15 protein-coding genes are annotated in these 14,019 nt (G+C 67.5%); 9 read left to right on the top strand and 6 right to left on the bottom strand.

The features are described from left to right. Positions 1-7 precede the first annotated feature (7 nt). A complete protein-coding gene (locus tag AC1KAR_RS15465) occupies positions 8-1,117 on the bottom strand; it encodes a BMP family ABC transporter substrate-binding protein (RefSeq protein ID WP_480319228.1) in 1,110 nt (369 codons plus the stop codon). Between the two features lie 97 nt (positions 1,118-1,214). After that, complete coding sequence (locus tag AC1KAR_RS15460; protein ID WP_480319226.1) at positions 1,215-1,937, bottom strand: GntR family transcriptional regulator; 723 nt, start codon at positions 1,935-1,937, stop codon at positions 1,215-1,217. A gap of 235 nt (positions 1,938-2,172) precedes the next feature. On the opposite strand from AC1KAR_RS15460, the gene AC1KAR_RS15455 reads away from it, so the two are divergent. The 3 genes from AC1KAR_RS15455 (at position 2,173) to AC1KAR_RS15445 (ending at position 4,903) form a co-directional block, all read left to right on the top strand. Next, positions 2,173-3,276, top strand: coding sequence for a DUF1989 domain-containing protein (locus tag AC1KAR_RS15455; RefSeq protein WP_480319224.1), 1,104 nt, complete (start codon positions 2,173-2,175; stop codon positions 3,274-3,276). 303 nt (positions 3,277-3,579) lie between these two features. Further along, the gene (locus tag AC1KAR_RS15450; RefSeq protein WP_480319444.1) at positions 3,580-4,008 is read left to right on the top strand and encodes a hotdog fold thioesterase; all 429 of its coding nucleotides are present in this window, start codon (positions 3,580-3,582) and stop codon (positions 4,006-4,008) included. Positions 4,009-4,147: 139 nt separating this feature from the next. Further along, a complete protein-coding gene (locus AC1KAR_RS15445; protein WP_480319222.1) occupies positions 4,148-4,903 on the top strand; it encodes a DUF1161 domain-containing protein in 756 nt (251 codons plus the stop codon). A gap of 11 nt (positions 4,904-4,914) precedes the next feature. On the opposite strand, the gene AC1KAR_RS15440 is transcribed toward AC1KAR_RS15445, so the two are convergent. Both AC1KAR_RS15440 and AC1KAR_RS15435 read right to left on the bottom strand, forming a co-directional pair. Beyond that, complete coding sequence (locus AC1KAR_RS15440; RefSeq protein WP_480319220.1) at positions 4,915-5,118, bottom strand: DUF2061 domain-containing protein; 204 nt, start codon at positions 5,116-5,118, stop codon at positions 4,915-4,917. A gap of 113 nt (positions 5,119-5,231) precedes the next feature. Further along, positions 5,232-6,665: an NAD-dependent succinate-semialdehyde dehydrogenase gene (locus AC1KAR_RS15435; protein ID WP_480319218.1), complete on the bottom strand. Its 1,434-nt coding sequence runs from the start codon at positions 6,663-6,665 to the stop codon at positions 5,232-5,234. Positions 6,666-6,922: 257 nt separating this feature from the next. Between AC1KAR_RS15435 and AC1KAR_RS15430 the strand changes: the two genes are divergently transcribed. Genes AC1KAR_RS15430 through AC1KAR_RS15410 form a run of 5 tightly spaced genes read left to right on the top strand, consistent with a single transcriptional unit; the run spans position 6,923 to position 11,688 of the window. After that, positions 6,923-7,903 carry a sulfonate ABC transporter substrate-binding protein gene (locus tag AC1KAR_RS15430; RefSeq protein WP_480319216.1) on the top strand — a complete coding sequence of 327 codons (981 nt, stop codon included), beginning with the start codon at positions 6,923-6,925 and terminating at the stop codon, positions 7,901-7,903. A gap of 5 nt (positions 7,904-7,908) precedes the next feature. After that, positions 7,909-8,892 carry an aliphatic sulfonate ABC transporter substrate-binding protein gene (locus AC1KAR_RS15425; protein ID WP_480319214.1) on the top strand — a complete coding sequence of 328 codons (984 nt, stop codon included), beginning with the start codon at positions 7,909-7,911 and terminating at the stop codon, positions 8,890-8,892. Between the two features lie 16 nt (positions 8,893-8,908). After that, complete coding sequence (ssuD, locus tag AC1KAR_RS15420; RefSeq protein ID WP_480319212.1) at positions 8,909-10,078, top strand: FMNH2-dependent alkanesulfonate monooxygenase; 1,170 nt, start codon at positions 8,909-8,911, stop codon at positions 10,076-10,078. Between the two features lie 9 nt (positions 10,079-10,087). Further along, positions 10,088-10,885 (top strand): aliphatic sulfonate ABC transporter permease SsuC, encoded by a 798-nt coding sequence (ssuC, locus tag AC1KAR_RS15415; RefSeq protein WP_480319210.1) that lies wholly within the window; start codon positions 10,088-10,090, stop codon positions 10,883-10,885. After that, entirely contained in the window at positions 10,882-11,688 is an 807-nt protein-coding gene (locus AC1KAR_RS15410) for an ATP-binding cassette domain-containing protein (protein ID WP_480319208.1), read from the top strand. Before ssuC ends, AC1KAR_RS15410 begins: the two co-directional genes overlap by 4 nt. Before the next feature lie 11 nt (positions 11,689-11,699). Here the strand turns inward: AC1KAR_RS15410 and AC1KAR_RS15405 are convergent, their stop codons facing one another. After that, a complete protein-coding gene (locus AC1KAR_RS15405) occupies positions 11,700-12,179 on the bottom strand; it encodes a hypothetical protein (protein WP_480319206.1) in 480 nt (159 codons plus the stop codon). A gap of 26 nt (positions 12,180-12,205) precedes the next feature. Next, positions 12,206-12,739 (bottom strand): hypothetical protein, encoded by a 534-nt coding sequence (locus AC1KAR_RS15400; RefSeq protein WP_480319204.1) that lies wholly within the window; start codon positions 12,737-12,739, stop codon positions 12,206-12,208. A 250-nt stretch (positions 12,740-12,989) separates the two neighbouring features. Here AC1KAR_RS15400 and AC1KAR_RS15395 point away from each other — a divergent pair, with 250 nt between their 5' ends. Continuing rightward, a complete protein-coding gene (locus AC1KAR_RS15395) occupies positions 12,990-14,006 on the top strand; it encodes a sulfate ABC transporter substrate-binding protein (RefSeq protein ID WP_480319202.1) in 1,017 nt (338 codons plus the stop codon). The last annotated feature ends 13 nt before the right edge of the window (positions 14,007-14,019 follow it).

Genomic DNA, 14,019 nt, shown 5'->3' with positions numbered 1-14,019 from the left:
CCCGCCGTCAGGTGAGGGAGCCGGCCACGCCTTCGACCAGGAAGTCCATGCGGTCGAGGAAGGGGTCGTAGTTGCCGTAGGCCTTGTCGATGACGAGCTTGCCGGTGTTGCTCTTGATCGGCCCGGCAAAGATCGGCTTGCCCGCCTTCATCTCGGCCATGGCGGCTGTGGCCGCATTGCGCGCCTTGTCGCTCGCGCCCGCACCGAAGGGCGTGCTGGTGACCATGTCCTTGTCATAGCCGCCGAAGAAGGTGTTGGGCAGCTTCTCGCCCTTGGCGATGGATGCGGCGAACGACTTGTAGACCGTTTCCCACTTGTTCTCGGCGCCGGTGATGAAGCCCTTGGGCGCCAGGTTGGCCTGCGACGCGTTGTGGCCGAGCGTCTTCGCGCCCAGCTTCTCGGCGGCCTCGACGATGATCTTCGGGCTGTCGACATGGCAGGCGATCACGTCGCAGCCGCTCGCCACCAGCGAGTTGGTGGCCTCGGCCTCGCGCACGGGCATGGACCACTCGCCCGTCATCACCAGTTGCACCGTGGCGTTGGGGTTGACCTTGCGCACGCCCATCGTGAAGGCGTTGATGTTGCGCAGCACGATGGGAATGGGCTTGGCGGCCACGAAGCCGATCTTGTTCGACTTGGTGGACAGGCCGGCGGCGATGCCGTTGACGTAGTGCGCCTGGTCGAGGAAGCAGAAGTACCCGCCCAGGTTCATCGGGTGCTTGTCGGCGGACCACAGCGAGGTGGGGTGGCGAAACTCGACGTTCGGGTTGCGCTTGGCCATGTCGATCATGAAGGGGTCGAAATAGCCGAACGAGGTGCCGAAGACGAGCGAAGCCCCATCGGACTTGACCATGGCCTCGAGCGTCTTGCGCACGGCCACGGTCTCGGGCACGTTCTCTTCCTCGACCACCTTCACGCCAGGCACGGCGCGCAAGGCCTTGGCCGCCACGGCGTGCGCCTGGTTCCAGCCGTAGTCGTCGCGCGGGCCGACGTAGATCAGGCCGACGGTGACGGGCTTTTGCGCGAGAGCATGCGGTGCCAGCGCGGCGAGCGACCCAGCGGCCGTGGTGGTGGACAGGAACCGGCGGCGGCTCCAGGAAGACGAGAACTCGGACATGGAAGGCTCCTTCGCCAAATGCGGTCTGCGCAGGCTGCGCGAGCCGCATGAATGCAAAGGCCATGCCGCATCCGGTGCGGGCCTGTCACGCGCGTCGTCAGGCCTTGCGGCGAGGCGCGCGCACGGCCGGCTTGGCCCCAGGCGCATAGCGGCCGAGGATCTGCCCGAGGTCGGCGTCGTCCGTGACGGGCGCGCTGTTGAGCACACGCCCTTCGAGCTCGCCCAGGTGCGACGCCATCAGCCGGCGCGCAGCGCGCAAGTCGCCCTTGCGGAAGGCGTCGATCAGCGCGCGGTGTTCGGTGATGCCGCACTCGGGCGAATGCGGCCGGCCGTGCACCGCGAGGATCAACGAGCAGCGCGACACCACTTCGTCCACGTAGCGCTCGAGCACCGGGTTGCCCACCACCTGGGCCAGGCGCACATGGAACTCACCCGCCAGCCGCGCGCATGCCGGCGCCTGCTGTTCGCGCGCGGCCTGCTCCTCCAGCCGCACATGCTCTTCCAGCGCCTGCGCCGCGAAGGGCGACCAGCGCTCGATGACCAGCCGCACCACCTCTTGCTCCAGGCAGCGCCGCACCTCGAACACGCTGCGCGCCTCTTCCAGGCTGGGCCGCGCCACGGTGGCGGTGCGGTTGTGCTGCGCATCGACCAGCCCCTCGGCCGCCAGCCGCGCCAGCGCCTCGCGGATCAGCGTGCGGCTCACCTGGAAGTGAGTGCCCAGCGCGTCTTCGGGCAGCTTGGTGCCGGGCTGGAGCGCCTGCTCGATGATGGCCTGCTTGAGCGCGGTGTAGGCGGCGTCTGCCTTGTTGGGGGTGGTCATGTTTGATCTTGTTTGTATACGAGTGGCTGAATCAAAGTATACGCAGGCCGTGACACATTTCGACTCTCGCCGCACCCTGGCCGCCTCACCAAAGAGGAGCATGGCACCCCAGCGTGGCACATCGGCGCACCAGTTTCAGGCCAACTGACGAAGAGCTTGCGTATACGTAACAACGTCTTTATCGTATACATGGTGGCTCGATCGGCGGGCCCACCCCGGCCCACTGGAGAACCTCATGACAGCCCGCACGGTCACGATGACCTTGAACCAGCAGCAGCTCGAACTGCTGCTGCGCACGATCGACGAGGGCGCCGCGCCCGACCTGCCCGCCTTGGCCAGGCGCGCGTTGCGCGAGCACGGTCAACCCGTTGCGCCGAAGGCCACCGCCCCGGCCACATGGCCGCCACTGAGCGATGCGCGCGAGTTGCTCCACGAGCTGGTGCTGGAGCCCGGCACGGGCAAGGCGCTGGAGGTGCTGAAGGGCCAGGTGATCCGCATCGCGCAGGTCGAGGGCAACCAGTGCGCAGACTTCAACTGCTTCAACCTGCACGACTACCGCGAGTTCATGCACACCGGCCGCACGCGCACCGTCCACGGCCTGAACCCGGGGCCGGGTGACCTGCTGTGGTCGGCGCCGCCGCGCGAGCGCGCGATGATGCTGATCCTCGAAGACACGGTGCGTTGCAACGACGTGATGTTCCCGCGCTGCAGTGCCTACCTGTACGAGTCGGCCTACGGCTTTGCGGCCCACACCAACTGCCACGACATCCAGGCCGAGGCGCAACGCGAATACGGCCTCACGCCCGACGACGTGCACGACTCGTTCAACCTCTTCATGCGCACCGAAGTCCACAGCGGGCGCGGCCACATCCACCGACAGGATTCGAAGCCCGGCGACCATGTGGACTTTCTTGCGCTGATGGACGTGCTGGCCGTGCCCAATGTGTGCGGCGCCGACATCATGCGCACCAGCAACTTCGCGCTCAAGCCCCTGAAGGTGTCGATCTTTCAAGCCACGCCGGCCGACCTGGCGCGTGTGCCGAATATCCCGCAGCTGAAGAGCCAGCGCACGCCGGCGGACTTTCGCCAGCCAAGCATCAAGGCCGATCGCGAACTCAGGCGCGACCCAGGCTATCGGCCGATGTTCACCAACGTGCCGCTCCGCTCGCAGGGCTGGGCCATCCCGCTGGATGCCGACGACTGCGATCGGCTGCAGGCGACCGGGCTGCACGCGGTGTACGGAGACGGCAAAGACGGCGACGTGCTGCGCGACGTGATCTTCAGCTGGTGGGAGTCGCGCTTCCTCGGCGCCGCCGGGGCGGGCGCGCCATCGATCTGAACTCGCGGATCACAGTGCGCCGATCGGCCCGGCGCCGTGCGAATCATCGCCGCACTACCAGTGCTGGGTGTCTCCATCAAGCCTTCGCGAATGCCGCTGCGGTACACGGCCGTTGGAGATCTGGCGGCTCTCTGTTTCCAGCGTCCCCCGCAGCCTTTACTCGAAGGCGACCGGCGCCTCGGCGATGCGCGGCGGCGCAACGCTGCGCGATGTCAGCGGCGTCAGGCCGCCCTGTTTTCGCTCGCCAGCAAGTCCGACAAGGCTCTGCCAAACTCCAACACCCGTATTGATTCAGCGCCCACCATGCCCGCCATCTGGAAGCAAGCCATTTCGCTCGAGGCGGTCAACGCACTCAGCACCAACACCGCCGTCACCCACCTCGGCATCGAGTTCATTGAAGTCGGCGACGATCTCCTTCGCGCCCGCTTGCCTGTCGACGCGCGCACCCGCCAGCCAATGGGGTTGCTGCACGGCGGTGTCTCGGTCGTACTGGCCGAGACCTTGGGCTCGACCGCCGCAGCCTTTGCCTCGCCCGCCGGCACGCGCGTGGTCGGGCTCGACATCAATGCCAACCACCTTCGCGCCGTACGCGAGGGCTCGGTGACAGGCACTGCGAAGCCGGTGCACATCGGTCGCACCACGCATGTGTGGCAGATTGACATCCACAACGAGCAGGGCCAGCTCGTATGTGTGTCACGCATCACGATGGCGATCCTCACCCCCACCGAATGAACGGTACGTCAGCGGCCTGTCAGGGCGCTCTGGCGTGATGTCGACCCAGAATCACAGAGCCGGTTGACCGGCCCCCTTCATTGCTCCACACCCCATGACGGAGGACCGCAGTCGCCTGCCGCGCCGCGGAGAGAGACACGTGCGAGCCCTTTTTGAACTGTTCCCCCGGCCCTTGTGGCCGAACATGCGCGCCGTGTGCCGCGCGGCGTGCCTCCCGGCGATGGTCCTTGCGTGGGCTCAGCCCGTGCAGGCGCAATCTGCCGGCTGCGACGACTTCCGCAACAAGATGGCCGCGAAGGTCGACCCCAGCATCAAGGCGTTCACGCTCGAGTGGGTGCCGCGCGCCGCTCCCGTGCCGCCGGGTGCGAAGGTGTTCGGCACCTGCGATGGCGGTGCCTACAAGCTGCTGTTCAAGCGCGGTGGAGAAGGGCGGCCCGCACCGGCCTCGGCAGCGGCCGCTCCCGCTTCCGCGCCGACTGCACCCGCACCTGCCGCCAGAGTGGAGACCGCTCCAGCCCCCACGCCGAAGCCTTCGGCGCCGGCAGCAGACGTCTCAAAGCCCGTAGCGGCTGTCAAGCAGGAGGCCCTCACGCTCGCGCCGCCTCCGCCACCTGCGGTTCTCGCGCCGGCCATCACGGCCACCCCGGCGAGCACTCCGGCTCCGGTGGGTGACGTTTCGGCGCCTGACATCGCACCTCCTGAGTCACAGGCGTCCATGCCTCTCGCCCCGGCGAGCGCATCGGCCCCGCGCCGGTCAGCGAGCGACTTCTTGCTGCACAACTGGTCGTGGCTGAGCGCATTGGTGCTGTTGCCGCTGGTGGGTGCGCTGTGGGCTTGGGTGGCGCACCGGCGCGAGTTCGACGGAGCCGGCTTGCCGCGCGGGCCGCGGCTCTGACGCCGAGGGGGTCACGCCCTGGCTGTGGCGGCCGCCTCGCCGCGGCGCGACCAGTACATCTCGTGGAAGAAGAAGGCCACGGTGTTGACCATCGGCTCGATCAGCGCGACCGCGCCCGAGACTTGCCAACTGCCGGTGAGCGCGTAGGTCACGGCAAAGGCCACGCTGAAGTGCAGCACGGCGAAGCTGGTGGTCTTCTGGATGTGGCGGGTCATGGGGGCCTCCTGGAATCGGCGGAATCGATGGCTCCCAGTGTCGCTTCAAATGAGAATGATTCTCATCAAATGAGCCGATGGTGGCGATAGCCGCCACCGGCCGGGGCGCTCGGTCAGAGCCCCGTCTGCGTCACGAACTTGCTGTTCAGGTAGGCCTCGATCGCCTCGCTGCCGCCTTCGGTGCCGTAGCCCGAATCCTTGATGCCGCCGAAAGGCACTTCCGGCAGGGCGAGGCCGAAGTGGTTGATCGACACCATGCCGCTCTCGATCGCCGCGCCGATGCGTGACGCCGTCTTGAGCGACTTGGTGAAGGCGTACGCCGCCAGGCCGTAGGGCAGGCGGTTGGCTTCGGCGACCACCTCGTCGAAGTCGTTGAACTTCATGATCGGTGCGATCGGGCCGAAGGGCTCTTCGCTCAGGATGCGCGCGTTGGCCGGCACGTCGACCAGCACGGTCGGCTCGAAGAAGTAGCCCTCGGTGCCGATGCGCTTGCCGCCGGTCAGGAGCTTGGCGCCCTTGCCCACGGCGTCGTCCACGAACATCTGCATCGCCTCGATTCGACGGCTGTTCGCCAGCGGGCCCATGCGCGTCTCGGGGTCCATGCCGTCGCCGACCTTGAGCTTCGAGGTGGCGGCCACGAAGCCGTCGACGAACTGGTCGTAGACGGACGCGTGCACCAGAAAGCGCGTGGGCGACACGCACACCTGCCCGGCGTTGCGGAACTTGGCCGCGGCGAGCTGCTTGGCGGCCACCGCCACATCGGCGTCTTCGAACACGATGGCCGGTGCATGGCCGCCGAGTTCCATGGTGATGCGCTTCATGTGTTCGCCGGCGAGTGCAGCGAGTTTCTTGCCGACCGGCGTGGAGCCGGTGAAGGTGATCTTGCGGATGGTCGGGTGCGGGATCAGGTAGCCGCTGATCTCGCTCGGCACGCCGAACACGAGGTTGATCACGCCCGCCGGCACGCCAGCATCGGCATAGGCGCGCACGAGTGCGGCGCAGGCAGCGGGGGTTTCCTCCGGGCCCTTGAGGATGACCGAGCAGCCCGCGGCAAGTGCGGCCGAGACCTTGCGCACCGCCTGGTTGATCGGGAAGTTCCAGGGCGTGAAGGCCGCCACCGGGCCGACCGGCTCCTTGATGACGAGCTGGCTCACGCCATCCGCCCGCGGCGGCACGATCTGGCCGTAGGTGCGGCGGGCCTCCTCGGCGAACCAGTCGATCAGGTCACCGGCCGACATCGCCTCCATCTTGGCTTCGGCCAGCGGCTTGCCCTGCTCCAGCGTGAGGATCTGCCCGATCTCGTCGGCGCGTTCGCGCATCAGGTTGGCCGCCTTGCGCAAGACCTTGTAGCGCTCGAAGGCCGAGACCTGCTTCCACTGCTTGAAGCCCTTGTCGGCGGCCGCGACTGCGCGGTCGAGGTCGGCGGTGCTGGCGTGGGCCAGGCGCGCCAGCGGCTTGCCGGTCGCGGGGTTGATGATGGGTTCGCTCTTGCCGCCGCTGCCGGCCGTCCATTCGCCGTCGATGAAGAGGGAGACGTCTGTGTACATGCGCGTGTTCCTTGGCTAGACCTAGAAGAGAGACAGCGGCCCGCCACGGCAGGCCGATACAAGCATTCTGAAGCGAGACGGAAGGTGAGGTTGTCGCCTTGGTTATGTGCGGTGCGTCATCTGCACGGGCCATGCGTGGCGTTCTCGATTTGCACCGGTATCTGATTTCTGCCCAAGCAAAGCCGATTTGCTTCGTTCTCGTCGCGAAGTGCGCTGCGTACTGTTGAGTCTTCGACAGCACAGGGACGAAACCCGACATGACAACGCAACGCAACCTTTCCGCGCGCCGCAAGGCGATCACCACCGCGGCGGCCGTCGGCCTCGCGCTGGCCACCTTGAGCACGTCGGCGTTCAGCCAGGCCAAGAGCCAGTTGCGCATCGGCTACCAGAAGTACGGCACGCTCACGCTGCTGAAGGCGCGTGGCGACCTGGAGAAGCGCCTCGCGCCGCAGGGCATCGAAGTGAAGTGGACCGAGTTCCCTGCCGGCCCGGTGCTGCTCGAAGGGCTGAACGTGGGCTCGAGTGACTTCGGCACGGTCGGTGAAGCGCCGCCCATCTTTGCGCAGGCCGCGGGGGCCGATCTCGTCTACGTGGCCAACCAGCCGCCCGCGCCCAAGGGCGAGGCCATCCTCGTGCATGGCGATTCGCCCATCAAGAGCGTGTCCGATCTCAAGGGCAAGAAGGTCGCACTCAACAAGGGCTCGAACGTGCACTACCTGCTGGTGAAAGCACTGGAGGCCGCGAAGCTCAAGTACAGCGACATCCAGGTCGTCTTCCTCGCACCGGCCGATGCCCGCGCGGCCTTCGAGAAGAAGGCGGTCGACGCCTGGGTGATCTGGGACCCGTTCTTCGCCGCCGCCGAGAAGCAGCTCGGCGCACGCATCGTGGCTGACGGCACGGGCATCGTCTCCAATCACCAGTTCTACCTTGCCTCGCGGCCGTATGCCGAGAAGAGCCCGCAGGTGGTGCAGGCCATCATCGACGAGCTGGCCAAGCTCGATGCCTGGGCCGCCAAGAACCCGGGCGAGGTGGCCAAGTTCCTCGGGCCGCAGATCGGGCTCGATATCGGCATCACCGAAGTGGCGGCCTCGCGCTTCGCCTATGGCGTCAAGCCGATCACGCCGGCCGTCGCAGCCGAACAGCAGAAGATCGCCGACGCGTTCTTCGACCTGAAGCTGATCCCCAAGGCCATCAAGGTGAGCGACGCGCTGCCGGCCACGCTCGCAGCGGGGCGCTGAACATCATGAGCACCACACGTCGCGACATCCTCGGTGCAGGGTTGGCGGTGGCCCTGCCGTTCAGCGCCTCTGCACAGACGGCATCGCCCCAGGCGGGCAATGCGCCGGCGCAGTTGCGGCTGGGCTTCCAGAAGTCCGCCGTCAACCTCGTGATCGTCAAGCAGCAGGGCGTGCTGGAGAAGCGCTTCCCCAACACGAAGGTGCAGTGGATCGAGTTCCCCGCCGGGCCGCAGCTGCTCGAAGCGTTGTCGGTGGGCGCGCTGGAGTTCGGCCTCACGGGAGACTCGCCGCCGGTGTTCGCGCAGGCGGCCGGCAAGGACCTGCTCTACGTGGGGGCCGAGCCCTCCAAGCCGCTCAGCTCCGCGATCCTCGTGCTGCCCGATTCGCCGTTGCGCACGCTCGCCGATCTGAAGGGCAAGCGCGTCGCGCTGCAAAAGGGGTCGAGCTCGCACTACCTCGTGGTGCGTGCGCTGGAGAAGGGCGGCCTCACGTTCCGTGACATCACGCCGATCTACGTGGCACCAGCCGATGCGCGCGCCGCCTTCGAGAAAGGCGCGGTCGACGCCTGGGCGATCTGGGATCCGTTCTATGCCGCCACCGAGCTGGCCATCAAGCCGCGTGTGCTGACCAATGGCGTGGGCTTGTCGGGCAACAACTCCTTCTACCTGGCCTCGCGGCCGTTCACCGAGAAGCACCCGCAGACGCTGCTCGCGCTGTTCGAAGAACTCACGCGTGCCGATGCCTATGTGCAGAGCAACCGCAAGGAAGCGGCCCAACTCGTGGCCGACTTCAGCGGCCTGAGCCTCGCGACGGTGCACCTCTTCATCTCGCGCCGGCCGAAGTCGCCGGTCGGGCCGATCAGCGCGCAGATCACGGCCGACCAGCAACGCGTGGCCGATGCCTTCCACCAACTCGAACTGATCCCGCGCGCCGTGAAGGTGTCCGAGATCGTGTGGCAACCCAAGACGGCGCAGCTCGCGCTCAAGTAATCAAAGCAAAGACGACATGAAGATCCTCTGGTTCATCCCCACCCACGGCGATTCGCGCTACCTCGGCACCTCGCGCGGCGCGCGCACCGCGAGCTTCGATTACTTCAAGCAGGTGGCCATCGCCGCCGACAGCCTGGGCTATGAAGGCGTGCTGCTGCCCACGGGCCGCTCGTGCGAAGACTCGTGGGTCGTGGCCGCCAGCCTGATCGACGCGACCAAGCGCCTCAAGTTCCTGATCGCCTTGCGGCCCGGCCTCGTGCAGCCGGCGGCGTCAGCGCGCATGGCCGCCACCTTCGATCGCCTCTCGGGCGGCCGCCTGCTCGTCAACCTGGTGACGGGCGGCGATTCGGCCGAGCTCGAAGGCGACGGCCTCTTCCTGCCGCACGCGCAGCGCTACGAGCAATCGACCGAGTTCCTCACCATCTGGCGCGAGCTGCTCGCCAGGAGCCACGAGGCCGAGAGCTACAACTTCGAGGGCAAGCACCTGAGCGTCAAGGACGGCAAGGTGCTCTACCCGCCGATCAACCGGCCGTATCCGCCGATCTTCTTCGGCGGTTCGTCGGAAGAGGCGCACGAACTCGCTGCACAACAGCTCGATACCTACCTCACCTGGGGCGAGCCACCCGCGGCGGTGGCTGCGAAGGTGGCTGACATCCGAGGCCGCGCTGCCAGGTACGGCCGCACGCTGGAGTTCGGTATCCGCCTGCACGTGATCGTGCGCGAGACCGAAGAGCAGGCCTGGGCTGCGGCCGGTGAACTCGTCTCGCACCTCGACGACAAGGTGATCGCCGCCGCACAGGCCAAGTTCGCGCAGATGGATTCGGTGGGCCAGCGCCGCATGGCCGAGTTGAACAAGGGCAAGTTCAACAAGAACAACATTCGCGAAGGCCTGGAGGTCTCGCCCAATCTGTGGGCTGGCGTGGGCCTGGTGCGCGGCGGTGCCGGCACGGCGCTGGTGGGCAACCCGCAGCAGGTGGCTGACCGCATCAAGGAGTACGCGGCGCTCGGGCTCGAGTACTTCATCCTCTCGGGCTACCCGCACCTGGAAGAAGCGCACCGCTTTGCCGAACTGGTGTTCCCGCTGCTGCCGCTCGCGTTGCGCGAGAAGCTCTCAGGGCAGGCGCTCACCGGGCCCTTTGGCGAGATCGTGGCCAACACCTACGTGCCGCGCGTGTCGCAAAGCTGAGGGCGTGGCATGAGCGCTTCACTTGCTCTTCGTTCCCCTGCGGCACAGCGCGTGCTGCCTTGGGTCTTCCCGGTGGCGGTGATCGCGCTGTGGCAGATCTCCTCGCAGTTCGGCTGGCTCTCCACCCGCGTGCTGCCCGAGCCCTGGGCGGTGCTCAAGGCCTTCTGGTCGCTCGCAGCCTCGGGCGAGATCTGGCAGCACATCGCGACCAGCACCTGGCGTGCGGCGGCGGGCTTCGCGATCGGCGGCGGGCTGGGCCTCGTGCTGGGCTTGTTGACGGGCACCTTCAAGTCGGCCGAGACCTTGCTCGACACCACCTTGCAGATGGTGCGCAACATCCCGGCGTTGGCGCTGATCCCGCTCGTGATCCTGTGGTTCGGCATCGACGAGACGGCCAAGCTCTTTCTCGTGGCACTCGGCGTGTTCTTCCCGATTTACCTGAACACCTTCCACGGCATCCGCTCGGTGGACAAGGGGCTGATCGAGATGGCGCGCAGCTACGGCCTGAACCGCTGGCAGCTCTACACGCAGGTGATCCTGCCGGGCGCGGTGGCGTCCATCCTGGTCGGCGTGCGTTTTTCGCTCGGCCTCACCTGGGTGTTGCTCATCGTGGCCGAGACCATCTCGGCGCAGGCTGGCATCGGCTACATGACGATGAACGCACGCGAGTTCCTGCAGACCGATGTGGTGCTGGTCGGCATTCTTTTGTATGCGCTGCTGGGCAAGCTGGCCGACCTCCTGGCCAAGGGCCTGGAGCGCTGGTGGCTGCGCTGGCACCCGGGATACCAAGTAGAGGCGAAAGCATGAAGCGCGATCTCGACATCCGCGGCGCAGCGATCGACGCGCGCGGCATCCACAAGGCCTACGGTGGGCGCGACGTGCTGCGCGATGCCAGCCTGCACATCGCGCCGGGCGAGTTCATCGCCATCGTGGGCCGCAGCGGCTGCGGCAAGAGCACGCTGTTGCGCCTGCTCGCGGGCCTCGAGCGGGCCGATGCCGGCAGCATCGCCATCGACGGCGAGGCACAGGCCGCGCACATCGACGACATCCGCATCATGTTCCAGGACGCGCGGCTGCTGCCCTGGAAGCGCGTGCTCGACAACGTCGCGCTCGGCCTGAACGGTCCCGATGCGAAGGAGCGGGCGCGCGAGGCCTTGTCGCAGGTGGGTCTGGCCGATCGCGCCAACGACTGGCCGGCGGTGCTCTCAGGCGGGCAGCGCCAGCGCGTGGCCTTGGCGCGCGCACTGGTGCACACACCGCGGCTCTTGCTGCTCGATGAGCCGCTGGGCGCGCTGGATGCGCTCACCCGCATCGAGATGCACCGGCTCATCGAGCGCCTGTGGCAACGCCACGGCTTCACCGCGCTGCTGGTCACGCACGATGTGTCGGAAGCGGTGGCGCTGGCCGACCGCGTGGTGCTGATCGAAGAGCACCGCATCGCGCTCGACGAGCGCGTGGCGTTGTCACGGCCGCGCGTGCGCGGGGCGGGCTTCGCAGCGCTCGAAGAGCGTGTGCTCGATCGCGTGCTGCAACAACCCGAGGGCGCGACGCAGCCCGCAGAGCCGCAGCCCGACCCCTACCCGGCGCACGTGCTGCGCTGGGCGGTGTAGGGCAGGGCGCGTCAGCGCGCGGGCGGAACGGGGGCCGGTGCGGACCGCGGAGGCGGTGTCGTCTCGGGCGACGCCGCCGCGGCAGGGGCCGCCGGCATTGCGGGGGTGGGCGGCTGCGGCGCCACCTCTTGCCAGGGTGACGGGCAGGTCGTCACGTGCGGGTAGTACATCTGCGCCTCGCGGCAGTAGTACCAGGTGGGTGCCTGCTGCGCGGCGCTGGGGGCAACCACGGTGGGCTGGGCGGGTTGCTGCACGATCACGGTCTGCCCGTAGCCATAGGGGTAGCCGCCGTAGCCGTAGCCGTAGGGATAGCCATAGCCTCCCCAGCCATACCCGGGGTAGCCCATGCCCCACCACGGGCCACCGAGCCAGACACCGACACGCACCCCACCGCGCGGGTGAGCGTCGGCCACCGCGGTGGCGGCCAGGCCCAGCAGTAGCACGGCGGCCACGCCAGCGGCATGAAGCCCTTGTTTGAAGCGGCTGTTCATGGGGAGCTCCTCGTCGTCAGGCGCACTCAACGAACCACGGGCGGCGGCTGGATGCCGGCGGGCGGCTGCTGCGGCGCGGCTGCGCGGGGAACCGGCGCAGGCGCGGTGCGGTAGGTGGCGTAGTTTCCGGGGATCTGGTTGCCCTTGGCATACATGCACTGCTGGTAGGCCACGTCGTAGCGGCGCTGCGCGTTGTACGCGGTGTAGTTGCTCTGGCCGCTGCCTGCGGCCGCGCCGGTCATGCCACCGATGGCGGCGCCAACGCCGGCACCGGAGTGGCCCCCCATCAGCGCACCCGCCGCCGCGCCCAGCACCACGCCCGTGGCCGTGGCGCCGGCAAAGGCCTGGGTCGAGGCGTCGGCGTTCGGCCCGCCGATCGAGCTGTTGGCCCAGTTGCGGCAGGTCTGGTCATCGGTGACGAACACCTCGAACGGCTTGTTCGGCCCAGGCATCACGGCCACGGTGGGGCCGCTCGGCATCGACGCGCACCCGGCCAGGCCCACGAGGGCGAGCGCAGTGGCTGCGCCAAGGAGCGGGGGGCGTGAAAAGGGTGCAGGCATGCATGACCTCGGCAGGGGGATGGCTGCACAACGGCGCCCCGCCAGGAGGCGTTGACGTCGGTGCAGGGGCTTTACACAGCCTGATATGGACTCGCGGCCGGGCAGGATCGTTCCCCGCCGACGCAAATCGCATGAGCTTCATTGCGCAGCGTATTAGGCGAGAGGCGAGTAAGCATGCGCCGATTCATTCGTTTTCGGCTGCGGGGTGGCTGCCTAGCATGTGCCTCATCCCTCAACGAACGAGCTCCCCATGATCCGCACTCGCACTCTGCGCCACCTTGTTGCCGCGCTCGCTCTCGGCGCAGCCGCCACCACAGGCTGGGCCAAGGACATCAGCCTGCTGAATGTCTCGTACGACCCGACCCGCGAGCTGTACCAGGAGTACAACGCCGCCTTCAGCAAGTACTGGAAGGCCAAGACCGGCGACAACGTCACCGTGAAGCAATCGCACGGCGGCTCGGGCAAGCAGGCCCGTTCGGTGATCGACGGCATCGACGCCGACGTGACCACGCTGGCCCTGGCCTACGACATAGACGAGATCGGCGAGAAGGCCAAGCTCATCGCCCCCGACTGGCAAAAGCGCCTCAAGCACAACAGCTCGCCCTACACGTCGACGTACATCTTTCTCGTGCGCAAGGGCAACCCCAAGGGCATCAAGGACTGGGGTGACTTGATCAAGCCGGGCGTGTCGGTCATCACCGCCAATCCCAAGACCTCGGGTGGCGCGCGCTGGGGCTATCTGGCCGGTTACGGCTGGGCGCTCAAGCAGCCGGGCGGCAACGAGGCGAAGGCCCGCGAGTACATCACCAAGCTGTTCCAGAACGTACCCATCCTCGACTCGGGCGCCCGCGGGTCGACCGTGACCTTTGCCGAGCGCGGCCAGGGCGACGTGTTGCTGGCCTGGGAGAACGAGGCCCATTTGTCGCTGAAGGAGTTCGGCGTCGACAAGTTCGACATCGTCTACCCGCCCATCAGCATCCTGGCCGAGCCGCCGGTGACGGTGGTCGACAAGGTGGTCGACAAGCGCGGCACCCGCGAAGTGGCCACCGCCTATCTGGAATACCTCTACAGCCCAGAAGGCCAGGAGATCGCGGCCCGCAACTTCTATCGCCCGATCGACGAGAAGGTGGCATCCAAGTACGCCAAGCAATTCCCGGCGGTGAAGCTCTTCACCATCGACGAGGTGTTCGGCGGCTGGACCAAGGCGCAGAAGACCCATTTCGCCGATGGCGGCGTGTTCGACCAGATCTACAGCAAGAGCAAGTGAGCGCAGGCTTCAG

This window comes from Piscinibacter sp. PDB1-1, from assembly GCF_056675995.1.
The sequence above is the reverse complement of the archived record's forward strand: the minus strand, read 5'-3'. Positions and strand labels throughout refer to the sequence as shown.

Bases quoted from the DNA above. Each gene is read 5' to 3' on its own strand.
- AC1KAR_RS15455 (WP_480319224.1), top strand. From the start codon at position 2,173: ATGACAGCCCGCACGGTCACGATGACCTTGAACCAGCAGCAGCTCGAA.
- AC1KAR_RS15410 (WP_480319208.1), top strand. From the start codon at position 10,882: ATGAAGCGCGATCTCGACATCCGCGGCGCAGCGATCGACGCGCGCGGC.
- AC1KAR_RS15450 (WP_480319444.1), top strand. From the start codon at position 3,580: ATGCCCGCCATCTGGAAGCAAGCCATTTCGCTCGAGGCGGTCAACGCA.
- AC1KAR_RS15435 (WP_480319218.1), bottom strand. From the start codon at position 6,665: ATGTACACAGACGTCTCCCTCTTCATCGACGGCGAATGGACGGCCGGC.
- ssuD (WP_480319212.1), top strand. From the start codon at position 8,909: ATGAAGATCCTCTGGTTCATCCCCACCCACGGCGATTCGCGCTACCTC.
- AC1KAR_RS15465 (WP_480319228.1), bottom strand. From the start codon at position 1,117: ATGTCCGAGTTCTCGTCTTCCTGGAGCCGCCGCCGGTTCCTGTCCACC.
- ssuC (WP_480319210.1), top strand. From the start codon at position 10,088: ATGAGCGCTTCACTTGCTCTTCGTTCCCCTGCGGCACAGCGCGTGCTG.
- AC1KAR_RS15395 (WP_480319202.1), top strand. From the start codon at position 12,990: ATGATCCGCACTCGCACTCTGCGCCACCTTGTTGCCGCGCTCGCTCTC.
- AC1KAR_RS15400 (WP_480319204.1), bottom strand. From the start codon at position 12,739: ATGCCTGCACCCTTTTCACGCCCCCCGCTCCTTGGCGCAGCCACTGCG.
- AC1KAR_RS15430 (WP_480319216.1), top strand. From the start codon at position 6,923: ATGACAACGCAACGCAACCTTTCCGCGCGCCGCAAGGCGATCACCACC.
- AC1KAR_RS15425 (WP_480319214.1), top strand. From the start codon at position 7,909: ATGAGCACCACACGTCGCGACATCCTCGGTGCAGGGTTGGCGGTGGCC.
- AC1KAR_RS15440 (WP_480319220.1), bottom strand. From the start codon at position 5,118: ATGACCCGCCACATCCAGAAGACCACCAGCTTCGCCGTGCTGCACTTC.
- AC1KAR_RS15460 (WP_480319226.1), bottom strand. From the start codon at position 1,937: ATGACCACCCCCAACAAGGCAGACGCCGCCTACACCGCGCTCAAGCAG.
- AC1KAR_RS15405 (WP_480319206.1), bottom strand. From the start codon at position 12,179: ATGAACAGCCGCTTCAAACAAGGGCTTCATGCCGCTGGCGTGGCCGCC.